Source organism: Paenibacillus sp. Y660, from assembly GCF_057221575.1.
Genome location: NZ_JBXBBJ010000027.1, coordinates 26,608 through 39,138 on the forward strand (window position 1 = coordinate 26,608; position 12,531 = coordinate 39,138).

Annotated in this window: 11 protein-coding genes; all 11 read right to left on the reverse strand. The window is 50.6% G+C overall.

The features are described 5' to 3' along the window. Nucleotides 1-71: 71 nt before the first annotated feature. Nucleotides 72-1,670, reverse strand: coding sequence for an extracellular solute-binding protein (locus AC2TDN_RS22220; protein WP_484690199.1), 1,599 nt, complete (start codon nucleotides 1,668-1,670; stop codon nucleotides 72-74). A 156-nt stretch (nucleotides 1,671-1,826) separates the two neighbouring features. After that, nucleotides 1,827-2,696, reverse strand: a complete 870-nt coding sequence (locus tag AC2TDN_RS22225) for a carbohydrate ABC transporter permease (RefSeq protein WP_482069221.1) — start codon at nucleotides 2,694-2,696, stop codon at nucleotides 1,827-1,829. Between the two features lie 30 nt (nucleotides 2,697-2,726). Continuing rightward, nucleotides 2,727-3,683, reverse strand: coding sequence for an ABC transporter permease (locus AC2TDN_RS22230; RefSeq protein WP_484690200.1), 957 nt, complete (start codon nucleotides 3,681-3,683; stop codon nucleotides 2,727-2,729). Between the two features lie 102 nt (nucleotides 3,684-3,785). Then, the gene (locus AC2TDN_RS22235) at nucleotides 3,786-5,591 is read right to left on the reverse strand and encodes a glycoside hydrolase family 36 protein (protein WP_484690201.1); all 1,806 of its coding nucleotides are present in this window, start codon (nucleotides 5,589-5,591) and stop codon (nucleotides 3,786-3,788) included. Between the two features lie 12 nt (nucleotides 5,592-5,603). After that, the gene (locus tag AC2TDN_RS22240) at nucleotides 5,604-5,969 is read right to left on the reverse strand and encodes a cupin domain-containing protein (RefSeq protein ID WP_484690202.1); all 366 of its coding nucleotides are present in this window, start codon (nucleotides 5,967-5,969) and stop codon (nucleotides 5,604-5,606) included. Next, on the reverse strand, nucleotides 5,966-6,970 hold the full coding sequence (locus AC2TDN_RS22245; protein ID WP_484690203.1) for an aldo/keto reductase: 1,005 nt from the start codon (nucleotides 6,968-6,970) through the stop codon (nucleotides 5,966-5,968). The genes AC2TDN_RS22240 and AC2TDN_RS22245 overlap by 4 nt, the downstream gene beginning before the upstream one ends. Beyond that, nucleotides 6,967-8,352, reverse strand: coding sequence for a family 4 glycosyl hydrolase (locus tag AC2TDN_RS22250; RefSeq protein ID WP_484690204.1), 1,386 nt, complete (start codon nucleotides 8,350-8,352; stop codon nucleotides 6,967-6,969). The genes AC2TDN_RS22245 and AC2TDN_RS22250 overlap by 4 nt, the downstream gene beginning before the upstream one ends. Nucleotides 8,353-9,424: 1,072 nt before the next feature. Next, nucleotides 9,425-9,772: a hypothetical protein gene (locus AC2TDN_RS22255; protein ID WP_482069227.1), complete on the reverse strand. Its 348-nt coding sequence runs from the start codon at nucleotides 9,770-9,772 to the stop codon at nucleotides 9,425-9,427. A gap of 78 nt (nucleotides 9,773-9,850) precedes the next feature. Beyond that, nucleotides 9,851-10,822: an ABC transporter permease gene (locus tag AC2TDN_RS22260; protein ID WP_484690205.1), complete on the reverse strand. Its 972-nt coding sequence runs from the start codon at nucleotides 10,820-10,822 to the stop codon at nucleotides 9,851-9,853. Continuing rightward, nucleotides 10,815-11,726 carry an ABC transporter ATP-binding protein gene (locus AC2TDN_RS22265; RefSeq protein ID WP_484690206.1) on the reverse strand — a complete coding sequence of 304 codons (912 nt, stop codon included), beginning with the start codon at nucleotides 11,724-11,726 and terminating at the stop codon, nucleotides 10,815-10,817. The genes AC2TDN_RS22260 and AC2TDN_RS22265 overlap by 8 nt, the downstream gene beginning before the upstream one ends. Continuing rightward, nucleotides 11,723-12,511: an SGNH/GDSL hydrolase family protein gene (locus AC2TDN_RS22270; protein ID WP_484690207.1), complete on the reverse strand. Its 789-nt coding sequence runs from the start codon at nucleotides 12,509-12,511 to the stop codon at nucleotides 11,723-11,725. Before AC2TDN_RS22270 ends, AC2TDN_RS22265 begins: the two co-directional genes overlap by 4 nt. Nucleotides 12,512-12,531 lie beyond the last annotated feature (20 nt).

Here is a 12,531-nt window from a genome sequence, read left to right on the forward strand (position 1 = left end):
GGCTTTATCAATAGATAATATTTAGCGTAACCTTCTTGGTTCAGCCAATGCAATTCAATTCTGCTGCCCTATTATTCTTGAGCGATCATAACGGCGCCCTGCTTGTTGTTCCAGCGCTCCGTCGCCTCTTTAATAATCTCGTCGCCGCCCTTCGCCTTGTATTCCTCGATTACTTTCGGCCAGTCGGAGATCGGCTCCTTGCCATAGATCATTTTGACCATGTGGTCGATGATCAGCTTCGGTCCAACATCCGGCTGCGGTGCCGCAAGATCGGGATACTTGCTGAAGGTGCTCAGCTCCGGATAGAAGCCGATGCCCGAAAGTCCTTCCTGAGACAATACATTATCGAATGCAGCAAGTGTTGCTTTGCCATCTTCATTAAGCGCTAGTCTCAGCTTATTATATGTGGCATCGTGCACTGCCCACATCGTACCGCTTCTCCAGCTCTCTTCCTCTTGAAGCTCCTTGCTGTCCGGGAACTTGTAAGTAACAAGACCGGCTGCATCCTTCGTAAAAGTGTCTCCCTCAATCCCAAAGGTGAAGAACTCCTCTGCTTGCGGCGAAACCATCCAGTTAAAGAACTTCACGATCTCGATTGCTCTCTCTTCCTCAACGTTTTTGTTGATGTAGAACGTACGCACGACTGGCGAATAGAGGAAATAACCGCCTTTGCCTTCAGGTCCCTTCGGTGAAGGAATAATGTCAATTTTTGATTCCGGTACGGCACGCTTTACCGTAGTGCGGTAACCTGGCATACCCGATGCGTTCTGCGACCACATGCCCGGCTTGCCCGCTTCAAGGCTCTTCGTGAAGTCAGTCGATGATATCGTCGCGAACTCCTTCGGAATAAGACCTTCCTCATACATCGTCTTGTAGGCTTGAAGTGCCTTCTGCATGTTCTCCGAGTCAAAAAACTTCGGCACCACTTGACCGTCGACAAGCTCGAATTGGTCCTTGTAAGGCAGGACGTCATAAGCGCCTAGCATGATATCTGCGTACTTGAAGTTTTCGCGCATCTGATAAGGCGTCTCGACGCCAAGCTTCTTGAAGGCGCGCAGCACTTCCAGAAATTCATCGACTGTTGTTGGCGCCTTCAGGCCGGTCTTCTCAAGCAGATCGGTACGGATGTACGTGGCCCGGCGCGACGGGCTCTTCAGAAACTCAGGTATGCCGTAAATTTTGCCGTCGTAGGAAACAGTTTCCCATGCAGCCTGTGGTACAAGCTTCATCAGGTCCGGCGCGTGCTCCTTAAGAAGATCGTCCAGCGGCATGAAGACTCCGCTCTCTACAGAGCCCGACATCGACTTGCTGCCCGGGCCGCCAATACTGCCCACGACATCTGGAATGTCATTGCTTGCAAACATGACGCCAAACTTCGCGTCCTCCATGACCTTGATGTCAAGATCTACATTCGTTAGCTCCTCCAGCTTCAGTACCCACTTATCCTTGTTTAGATCCGGCACCCGTGTGTGGTAGCCTGAACTAACCGTCGTTGGCAGCAGATACGAGAATTTCGTTGGATTTTTTTTGCCCTCTTCTGTCTTCGGCTTCTCGCCAGTATCCGTTTGCTCATTTGCAGGCTTCTCCTCAGCCGGCTTGTTCCCCGAGCAACCAGCCACCAGGCTTGTTGCCAGAAGCATTGAAAGCCCCATGCCCAACCATTTTTTCATACAATAACCCCGCTCTCTCAAAATTATTATTTGCAAGCGCTTTCGTGCTGCATGGAGCAATTATAGAAACAATTCCCATAATTCTGTATGTCATAATTTAAGCCTGCATGTATTTTTCTATGGTGGTCTGATTAAACCCAGGAAACAAGCAAACCTTTACGATTTGATAGAGCCGACCAGCATACCTTGGATAAAATGTTTCTGCAGAAACGGATAGACCATCATAATGGGAAGTGTCGCGACAACGATAACCGCCATCTTAATTCCCTCGGGTGATACGATGAGCAGCAGCTCGGATGTAACATCCGATTGTCCAAGTTGATCGGTAAAGACGATTTCCCTTAAACGCACCTGCAGCGGTATCCAGCGCCGATCGCTGATATAGAATACCGCATCTGCATAACGATTCCAATGCGCGACCGCGTAAATGATTCCCATCGTCGCCATTGCCGGCTTAGATAGCGGCAGTACGATTTTCCAAAAAGTCCGAAACTCTCCGCAGCCATCGATCTTCGCCGAATCAATAAGCTCGTTCGGGAGATTCATGAAAAACGAGCGCATAATAAACAGATTGAACGCGCTGATCGCCATCGGAAGCATCAATGCCCACAGCGTATCGAGCAAGCCCAGCTGCTTCACCAATAGATAGTTCGGAATAAGCGGCGCACTGAAAACGAGTGTGAACAAGACGAGGATAAGCACTGCCTTGCGGTATAGATATTCCGGGCGAGACAACGGGTAAGCAAGCATCGCCGTCATCATCAGATTAATTAACGTACCGAACACGGTAATAGTGACACTGTTACGGAAGCCAGCCCAAATGGACGGATCCTGCAGAATAAGCTTGTAGCTGCTAAGCGTGAAGCCAATCGGCCAGAAGCTGACCTTCCCCGCGTTGATTGCGACCGCGTCGCTAAGCGACTGCGCAACGATATGAATGAGCGGCAGCACCATGCTTAATCCGATAATGCCAAGAAAGGCAATATTGAATGCGTTGAATATTTTTTGACCTCTTGTCATGATCATAACGAATTCCACCTCATTTCTCCAATAGCATTAGTACAACCCATCACCGGTTACTTTCTTGCTGAATTTATTGCCAATCATGATGAGCGCGAGTCCTACGACCGACTTAAACAAGCCGATAGCGGTCGTGTAGCTGTATTGTCGGTCGACGAGACCCGCTCGGTACACATACGTATCGATGATCTCTCCATTTTCGCTGTTCAACGGATTCAAAAACACAAAGACGCGCTCGAAGCCGAAGTCCAGAAAGTTGCCGATTTGCAGCAAAAACAAAATGACGATAGTTGGCAAAATACATGGAACTGTAATCGAGGTAACCTGCCGGACGCGGCTTGCACCATCCATCTGTGCCGCTTCATACAAGTCGGGATTGATGCCTGCGATCGCGGCAAGATAGATGATCGTCCCCCAGCCGCTGTCCTTCCAAATGCCCGATCCAATTAGGATCGTCCGGATATAGGAATTCTCGCCAAGGAAGTAGATCGAGTCGATGCCAAACAGCGACAGAATATGATTAACGATCCCTGTAGACGGGGACAACACGCCGACCACAATCCCTCCGACGATGACCCATGACAAAAAGTGAGGCATATAGACGACTGTCTGAACGATCCGCTTGTAGGCCATGATACGCAGCTCGTTCAGCAGCAGCGCCAGAATGATCGGCACCGGGAACGCGAAGCACAGATCGTATACACCGATGAGAATCGTATTTTTTAGTATCGGCAAAAATTCCGCATACTCGAACATTCGCTTAAAGTGGGCGAGACCTACCCAATCACTGCCCTTGATGCCTTTAAAAATATTGTAGTCTTGAAATGCAATGACCGACCCGAACATGGGTACATACCGGAATAATAGAAAAAATATGATGCCAGGAATCGACAGCACGTACAGCGGCCAATGCTTGCGCACAAACTTCCACTTTTGATCCGGCGACGCGAATTGATATGTAGTGCTGTTGGAGCTTTCGAGCTTGCCAGCCATGCTCTCCTCCCCTTTCCTCGTTCAATTGTTTGTTGTCCCTACCATCATAGCTGCGAAATAGGAGGGCAGCCATGGTGTAACTTAGAGACAGCTTGTGTTTTTTTACGACGATTCGATTCGAATCGCGGCAGTTCCCGACGGCGGAATCGACAGCTTGTGCAGTCCCGTCCCGAGCTCGATAAGCTGCTCGCTGACGACATTGCCGCAGCAATTTTTAATAATGACTTTCGCGCTCCCAAGCGAATCCGCCACTTCCGCGAAAATCCCTTCCTTCAACCTGCCGTTCACGATGATCCACTCCTGTGACGCTCCAGCTTCCTGCGTTCTTGCAAGCACAATAATCGCATCGTGATAGGTGGCAATGATCGTTTTGCCTCCCTTGGCTGCCTGCACAACCGGATAGAGAAGCTCTGGACTCGCAGGCGACAGATCCCCATCCAGCAGTACATCCCGATGCTCCGTCCAAAATCCGAGCCAATATCGCAGCATCCGTCGATGCTCGTCTGGCAGCGACTGCAGCGTCATCGAGATTTGCGGCACGGAGAACAGCAGATTGATCAGTTGCAGCGCCGCACTCTCCACAGGCTCCTCTGGATGCCACATCACCATATCGGCATGAGCAGCGGTATCGCCGCAAAGAAGCCGGATGTCAAGCGTGCGGACACGGTTCTGAATGCCGTCGTACGGGCAGTCGGAGGCGCGGAACATATTGCCGTATTTGCGCATGGCTGGACCGACGTATGGCTGGCGAAACTCAACCATGATGTCCGGCTTCATCGCCCTAAGCCGACTTAAAGAATCGGTCAGAAGCCGGTCGACTGCTGCTGGAATAGACTCGCAATCGCGGCCCTCCGCTATTGACGGCTGCTGCAATTCAGGGGAATAGAAGGCATCGATGAAGTCGAGCTTAAAGCCGTCCAAGTCCCAGTCCCTCACAGCATTCTCATAGGTGTTGATAATATACTCCCGCACCTCGGGATACCGCGGATCAAGCACACCGGCATTGCTGTTCTCGTTATAGCGGACAAGTTTGTCTTTGAAACGATCCCAAGCCTTGCTATGCTTGCCAACGTAAGGCACGGCATACCAGAGCACGAACTTCATGCCGAGCGCGTGTACCGCACGCACATGTTCGGCCATATCTGGAAATTTGCTTGCACAGGGCTCCCAGTCGCCTGTATAAGCATACCCTCTGCGATTATCCTCGGTCTGCCAGCCATCGTCTACGATAACAGCATCCATTCCGAGTGAACGGGCGAGCTCGCATTCCGCTTCAACGCTCGCCGCTGTTACGTTCTGATGCATGCTGTACCAAGTCGAATACATGGGACGTTTCGCTGCATCCGGCACGACGGCAGGCTTAAAGGCCGGCATCTCGCTCCACCAGCGCTGCACTTCCTTCAGACTTTCGTAATAAGGGATGTCTCTTGTGTCCACAAGCAACGCTGCCTCGTAGTATTGAAGCGGCGCAGTTGGTTCCTTGAACAGCTGCACGCTGCACTGGAATTCCGCCGTCTCCTCGCGAATGCCGCCAGCGTAGAGGGTCGTATGCAGAGCGTCCGAGAAGGCAAATGTCAGCCGGTTGTTTCCGTTTATATTGAACAGCGAATATACAGGAGCAGACGTAGCGGCATTAGCGCGCAGATTGCGCATCCAATCCGCCTTAAAGCTCTTATTCCGGTCCTGTGCAGGATGCCAGCTTACTTGAATATCATCAGCCGGATGATGCCAGCGCAGCGTCAAGACTGGCGGCTTCTGCTCCCGCTCCGCCTTCATGATGAGCCGAATCAGCTCAATGCCTTCGCCCTTGTTCTCCGAGGTTAAGGAGATATGGAATCGGTTATCCGCATTTTCCTCGCCTTCACACTCCAGCATAAATTGATGCTTTTTAGTTGATACCGTAATCAAGCCGCATTCCTCCTAGGTTTGATTGAGATGGCGATTCTCTCCGGCGTGGCACCAGACCGTAACGATCGGGTCCTCCTCGCTCGAACAAAGATGATGATCCTCCCCCGGCTCGACGATAATGATATCGCCAGCAGCAACAGGATGATGCTGACCATCAATTTCCATCGTTCCTGTTCCTTGCAAAATAATGAACGCTTCCCGGTCGCGATGAACATGATAATCTCTGCCGTCCGGACCATCATTCGTATGGCTGCGGTCACCGCGCTTAGCAAATGAAAGTCCGCCTGAGGTCAGATAAGCGCCGGGCAGCAAGTCACCTAGAAAGTGTCCAGCAGCATGATCATTCTTTGTCAGCTCGCTTAACCTAGCACGGATCATTGCGCCTGACCTCCCAGAATTCGCTCGATTTGGTTCAATTCTTCATTGCTGAAGTCAAGCTTGCTTAGCGAGCTTGCGATATCGTCGATCTGCTCTGCCTTGCTGACTCCGATCAAAGCCGATGCGACGCGGCCCTGCCGCAATACCCACGCAACCGCCATCTGGGCGAGCGACTGCCCGCGCTCCTCCGCCATCCTGTTCAGCTCGCGTGACTTCGACAGCTTCTCCTCCGTTATGTCCTCTCGCTTCAAGAAGGTGCTCGTTCCTGCCGCCCGTGAATCTGCGGGGATTTCCTTCAAGTACCGATCGGTCAGCAGCCCCCTTGCAAGCGGACTATAAGCAATCGTTCCAATGCCCTCCTGCTCCAGCGCTTCCTGCAAGCCTTGCTCCAATCTTCGCTCATACATCGAATAGTGCGACTGATGAATGAGACAAGGCGTGCCTAGACGTCGAAGAATCGCTGCTGCTTGCTTGGTCTGCTCAGGCCCATAATTGGAGATGCCCACATACAGCGCTTTCCCTTGGCGAACCGCCTGATCGAGCGCGCCCATCGTTTCCTCAAGCGGCGTTTCCGCATCAAATCGGTGCGAATAAAAAATATCGACGTATTCCATATTCATGCGCGTCAGGCTCTGATCCAAGCTCGCAAGCATGCTTTTTCTAGAGCCGCGCTCGCCATACGGACCGGGCCACATTGTGTATCCAGCCTTCGTGGCGACGATCATCTCGTCACGGTAGCCGGCGAAGTCGCGTTTCCAAATGCTGCCGAACGTCTCCTCCGCCGAGCCTGGTGGCGGACCATAATTATTTGCGAGATCAAAGTGTGTAATACCGAGATCGAAAGCGCGGTGCAAAATTTTCCTTCCGTTCTCCAGCGTATCGATACCGCCAAAATTATGCCACAGTCCAAGCGAGATGGCGGGCAGCTTCAGCCCGCTATTGCCACATCGGTTATAGGTCATCGTCTCGTAGCGATTATCGGCAGCATAATAAGTTGTCATAGATTCCACCCCTGCAAATAAGATTTGGTTTGCAACATCATCGTATCGAACAGCTGCTCCGCTTCGTTAATGCCAATCGCAACGAGCGGGTCGTTGACAAAGGCATGGAAGGCCAAGCTCTTGTCACGGTTAAGCGCTGCTTTCAGAATGGTTTCTTGATTCATCACATGCCGAAGTACAAGCGCATTCACTTCCACAGGCAGCTCGCCTGCCTGTACGGGAAGCAGGCTGTTGCCGGAGAACGCGGCATTCGTCTCCACGACCGCTCCAAGCGGAATGCCCTTCATTTGACCGACGTTCGGCAAATTCACATTGGTGACAAATGGCTGAAGGCCAAGCAGCCCCTTTAGCTGGCGAACCTCTTCCTCGCCGGACGCCTTAAGCGGCAGTTTCTCCTCGCCGCTGATCAGCCTCGCGTAATACGCGGCGGCAGCTTCGTTTTTCAGGGCGCGACTAGGCACTGTAGTGAGACCGAACATCCATGAAGCAACCGTCTCCTTATCCTTCACGTACCACGGCGGCATAAACTCGGCAAGATGTCGGTCGCCTGCAGCTGCGATCAGTCCGTATCTGCGGAACAAATCAAACTTCACGCGGTTCGCTGCAGTATATGTATTCGTCCGCCAACCGTTTTTGCTCGTCTCGAAGCCTTCTTCGTAATATTTGTCGACAAACTGTCTATACAAGGGGAACAGATCAACATTTCGGTAGGTCGCTTTATCAATCCATGTAAAATGGTTAATGCCCAGCACGTTGACCTGAATATCATCGCGCTGCACCCCATCTATGCCTTCCATATTTTGCAGCATCCGGATCAACAGACCTTGCGTTCCGAATATTTCGTGGCAGCAGCCAAACGCCTTGATTTTGGGAAACACCTCAAACAGCGTTCGCGTACACAGCGTCATCGGATTCGTGTAGTTGAATACCCAAGCATCCGGCGCATGGCGCTCGATCGCTTCCGCGAATTCCACATACATCGGTATCGTTCGCAGCGCCCGGATCAGTCCACCCGGCCCCGTCGTATCGCCGACGGGCTGATAAATGCCATATTTCTCCGGCTCATGGACGTCGACTGCCATCTCTGCGAAAGTGCCGGGAAGAATTGAGATAAAAACAAAATCCGCTCCTGTCAAAGCTTCCTTCAGCGTCTCGTACGCTTCGTATTTCCATTTCGATTTCGCATCCTCATAAGAAGATACCGAGTTTCCGAGCTTCTCGTTATTTTTCGCTTTGCTATAATCCAAATCATATAATCGGATCGTACCCGACAGCTGCTCCTCCAGCGCCAGATCCGCGATCAAGTTTTTGGCCCAATACATCGACCCGCCGCCGATATAAGCAATTTGAATCTCACTCACCTTGCCGTTTGCATACCGCATGCCGTTCCGTGCCTCCTTCAGCTAACGATTCCACCTCAGTATAGATTTCAAATATAGACTGCGGTATGGAAAAACTTTGGCTCAGTTGTCGTTTTTTACTGCGGGAACAGCAAAAGTGGCTGTCTCAAAAATAGTAAGCTCACTGGAGAGATCGTTCGCTTTGAACGGCAATGTTGGAAAACCATGAAAAATAGCGGTACAGGAGGCTATTCCTGTACCGCTATTTTTCTATTCTGGTCTATGGTTGCTTGCTTCATGAGCTTATGGGCGAGCTTACTTTTGGCAAGCCACGAAGCAGGAATCGGCGGAATCCGATTGTTCTTTATCTGCCCGAATACACTTTCATGCCAGTTCCTTTCGTGAGCCGGGAAAGGTATTGACGCTGATCCTTCTTGAAGGGTTTCACGCGGCCTTAGTGACCTATTGCCTATTGCTTCACTTTAATTCTTTATTACAATCAAGAAAAACGGTTGAGGATGCTGGTTATACGATTCACTCTCCCGTCTTAACCCTATTATGCAGCTGCACTTGCGATTGATGTGCTGGGAATGGGGCTGCGACCTCTAGTGTCAGCATTAACGGGAAAAACTCCCGTTATTTCAAGTGTTTTTGAGCGAAAGTCAGGTTTAAATGGATTTTCTCCCGTTAATTTCTCGCTTTTGACCCTTTTTCGGTGAAAATGAGCCGATTAACAGGAGTTTTTCCAGCTAAAAGATCGATCTGTCATCTCAAGAGGAAAATAGAAGGAGCTTTTCCTTCTAATTCCACAAAAATGAAATAATTTGGGGCTTCTTTTTATTTCTAACTTATGAATTAGAACAATGAGCGCTAGAATAAGCGAAAAAGCCTTTATGCTCCACTTCATATTGAATGATTGGAATAAAAAAGGACCTCGTCCCCACCTAGCAGTGGGTTAAGAGTTCCCTTCGCTTATTAATCGGTGTGTTCCCATTCCGAGCGAACATTTTTGGGACAGCCCCCTTCTTTATCTCTCTACACCATTGTTCGTACATCCTCGCCCAACAAATAGAGCTTCCACGCACAACACTGCGCATAGAAGCTCTGCCCTTGCTTACTTTTTGTCCACCTGAAGCAGCTTAACCGTCTTCGTGGAAAAGGTATCCTTCAGCTTTTCCTCCGAAATGACATTCAGCTTGACCAGGCTCGTAATTTTGGAAGCATCGGGCTTCGATAACAGCCGCCACAGCTCCGGGTCCGGCAGCGCCTCGAATAGCTTGGTGTCGTCATACTCTTTGCGCTCCTGCACGACAATTTTGACCTTGTGGCTTCCAATCTCCAATTCATTAACGCCCTGCTCTGTAAAATAAGTCATAATTTCACTGCGCAGCTCGGATAACTCCTGCTCTATCTCTTTTTGCTTTTGCTTTTGCTGATAATATCTTCGCACAGTCTTGTCCATGGCCATCACGCTCCTCTTCTACTACATGCATATGCAGAGGGATTGATTTTAAGACAAGACGTTCGAACCTCGCGCCAATTAATAGATGTCCTTCCTCATAAACACCGCAAACGAGACGAGCAGCGAGCCGACCATCCATGCTGCAAGCACCGCAAGCGAGAAGCCCAGCGTCATCCCCTCGATTGGCGGAGCCGATCCGCTGATGTAGTCCATCAATCCAAGATTGACCATAAACAAATATTTGGCCGAATCCCATGACGATACCATATTGCTTAAAATCGCCCCCGCGATCAGGCAGGCAAGCATCGTTCCCATACCCGCAGCGCTGCTTCTCATCAGGATGGACAGCATGAAGGATAAAGTTCCTACGACCAATGAAATAAACCACGCGAGTCCAAATTGCTGAATGATATACTGCCACTGCGATACGAGGCGGACGCCCGAAATGTCGAGCTCGCCTCCATGCGTGGAGAAGCCGGTCAATACGGGGGCCGACCAGCCCGCGTTGCCGAACATAATCGCAGAGATGAAGTAGGATAGCGAGCCGAACAGAAAGATGACGAGCGAAACGGATAAAATAAGGGCGATATATTTGCTGAGCAAAATGTTAAAGCGGCTCACCGGCCTTGTAAGCAGCAGCTTAATCGTTCCCATGCTCCGCTCCGATGAGACAAGATCAACCGCGATGATCATGACCAAGAGCGGCAGAAACAGCTCTGCTGAATTTTGAACGAACCCTCTAATAAAGGTTGGCGCTCCCGGCTCGGAAGGATTGACGTCATGATCCAAATAGTATTGCGATTGCTTGATCTGAATTTGAATTTGCTCGCGCCATTGCCCTGCGCTGCTCAGCCTGTTCTGCATATCGACGATTTGCTGCTGCAGCTCGGCGCGCCAATCGACCGTGCCCAATCGCTCCCTTGTCGATTCCGACTGTTTCACCTGCGCATACGAGAACATGGAGAGCAGGACGACGATAATAATCGAAATAATGATAAATCGGCGTTTGCCGATCAGCTTCGTCATTTCATTTTGAACGAGATTAATCAATCGATTCGCCTCCTGTCAGCTCAAGGAATAAGTCTTCGAGCGCCGGCAGCCTCCGATTCATCTCCAGCACGCTTACGCCCGCTTCCACGAGCCTGCGGTTCCACTCCCCCACCGAATGCTTTATGTAAGCAGTTGTAACTGTATCCTCCGCCGAGCTTATGACAGCTGTGAGCTCCTTTAAAATCGACAAGCCTAACGCTTGAGGCATCAGCCGCCACACTAGCCTCTCTTCGCTGGCCAACAGGTTGCTTACGGAATCTACTCGGATGATTTCTCCCTTGGATATAATCGCAACCCGATCGCACATCAGCTGAATTTCATGCAGCAAGTGACTGGAGACAAGCACCGTTAATCCTTCTTCCTCCGCCAAAAAACGAATAAAAGCGCGCATTTCCCGAATTCCGGACGGATCAAGTCCATTCGTAGGCTCATCCAGGATCAGGACATCCGGCTTGCCTAGCAGCGCCTGCGCTATGCCGAGCCGCTGCCGCATGCCAAGCGAATATGTGCTCTCTTTATCGTATATTCGATCCTGCATGCCGACCAAACGGACGACCTCATCGATCCGCTCCTGCGAAATGCCGTTAATCATAACGGCAAAATGGCGAAGATTATCCATTCCGCTTAAGAACGGATACAGCTCTGGATTTTCGACGATACAGCCCAAATGCCTCATTGCCTTTGTAAAATGCTTCGATATGTCCAGCCCGCAAATATGAATCGTGCCCGAGGTCGGCCTTATTAAACCAACCAGCATTCGGATCGTTGTCGTTTTGCCTGCCCCATTTGGCCCCAAGAAGCCAAATACCTCGCCGCGCTTTAGCTCGAAGCTTAAATCCTTAATAATCGTGCGCCTGCCGATCACCTTTCGAAGTCCTTGAACCGATAATGTAATGTCGCTCATCGTTGTCCTCCTGCTCCGGCAATCAATGCGGCTGCCCGCTCTGCCATCAACCGGTACCCTTTTTCATTCGGGTGAAAATGGTCCGTAAACAAATAGCTGCTTGTATTCTGCTGAAACAGATCATAGGTTGGTATGAATACAGCCTTGCTAAACTGCGCCAGCGTCTCCGCCGTTTTGGCGTTCCAGTCTCTTACGACGCTCGACATCAGCTCTCCGTTTTGCAGCTCGCTGAACGGATTGTAAAGACCTAACAAGTAAATGGCCGCTTCCTCATTCACTGCCCGAACGCCCGATATAATCGTTTTTAGGTTGGAGAGATACGCATCCTCCAGCCCCTTGATGCTGGCCTCGGAAAGATCCGAAAGCGTCTGTCCGCCAAGGAATAGGTCATTGCCGCCAATCGTCATCAGAATAACATCAGCTTGTCCAATTTGACGCTTGATCTCCTTCTCCTTCATTTGCTCCGCCAGTTGCGACGAAACAAGTCCCTTAATGCCTAAATTAATTAAGGAGATTTCCATGCCGTCCTGCTTCAACTGATCGCTCACATAGCCTACGTAGCCTTTACCCTCGATATCGCCGGTGCCTCTCGTTAACGAATCCCCCAGAGCGACGATTTTTAGCTCGTCAGATGGAATGAGCGGCTGCTCCGATGCGGACGGTAAAGATGCCGCGGATTTGGATCCGAGCAAGTAATCCTTAACCGACCAGCCTAATCCAAATAGCCATAAGAGACAGGCAAGGAAGGCGAAGGCAGTAATGAAGCGAACCTTTTTGCTGTGCATCACGTATCACTCCTCTCTGT

Bases quoted from the DNA above. Each gene is read 5' to 3' on its own strand.
- AC2TDN_RS22220 (WP_484690199.1), bottom strand. From the start codon at position 1,670: ATGAAAAAATGGTTGGGCATGGGGCTTTCAATGCTTCTGGCAACAAGC.
- AC2TDN_RS22225 (WP_482069221.1), bottom strand. From the start codon at position 2,696: ATGATCATGACAAGAGGTCAAAAAATATTCAACGCATTCAATATTGCC.
- AC2TDN_RS22230 (WP_484690200.1), bottom strand. From the start codon at position 3,683: ATGGCTGGCAAGCTCGAAAGCTCCAACAGCACTACATATCAATTCGCG.
- AC2TDN_RS22240 (WP_484690202.1), bottom strand. From the start codon at position 5,969: ATGATCCGTGCTAGGTTAAGCGAGCTGACAAAGAATGATCATGCTGCT.
- AC2TDN_RS22245 (WP_484690203.1), bottom strand. From the start codon at position 6,970: ATGACAACTTATTATGCTGCCGATAATCGCTACGAGACGATGACCTAT.
- AC2TDN_RS22250 (WP_484690204.1), bottom strand. From the start codon at position 8,352: ATGCGGTATGCAAACGGCAAGGTGAGTGAGATTCAAATTGCTTATATC.
- AC2TDN_RS22255 (WP_482069227.1), bottom strand. From the start codon at position 9,772: ATGGACAAGACTGTGCGAAGATATTATCAGCAAAAGCAAAAGCAAAAA.
- AC2TDN_RS22265 (WP_484690206.1), bottom strand. From the start codon at position 11,726: ATGAGCGACATTACATTATCGGTTCAAGGACTTCGAAAGGTGATCGGC.
- AC2TDN_RS22270 (WP_484690207.1), bottom strand. From the start codon at position 12,511: ATGCACAGCAAAAAGGTTCGCTTCATTACTGCCTTCGCCTTCCTTGCC.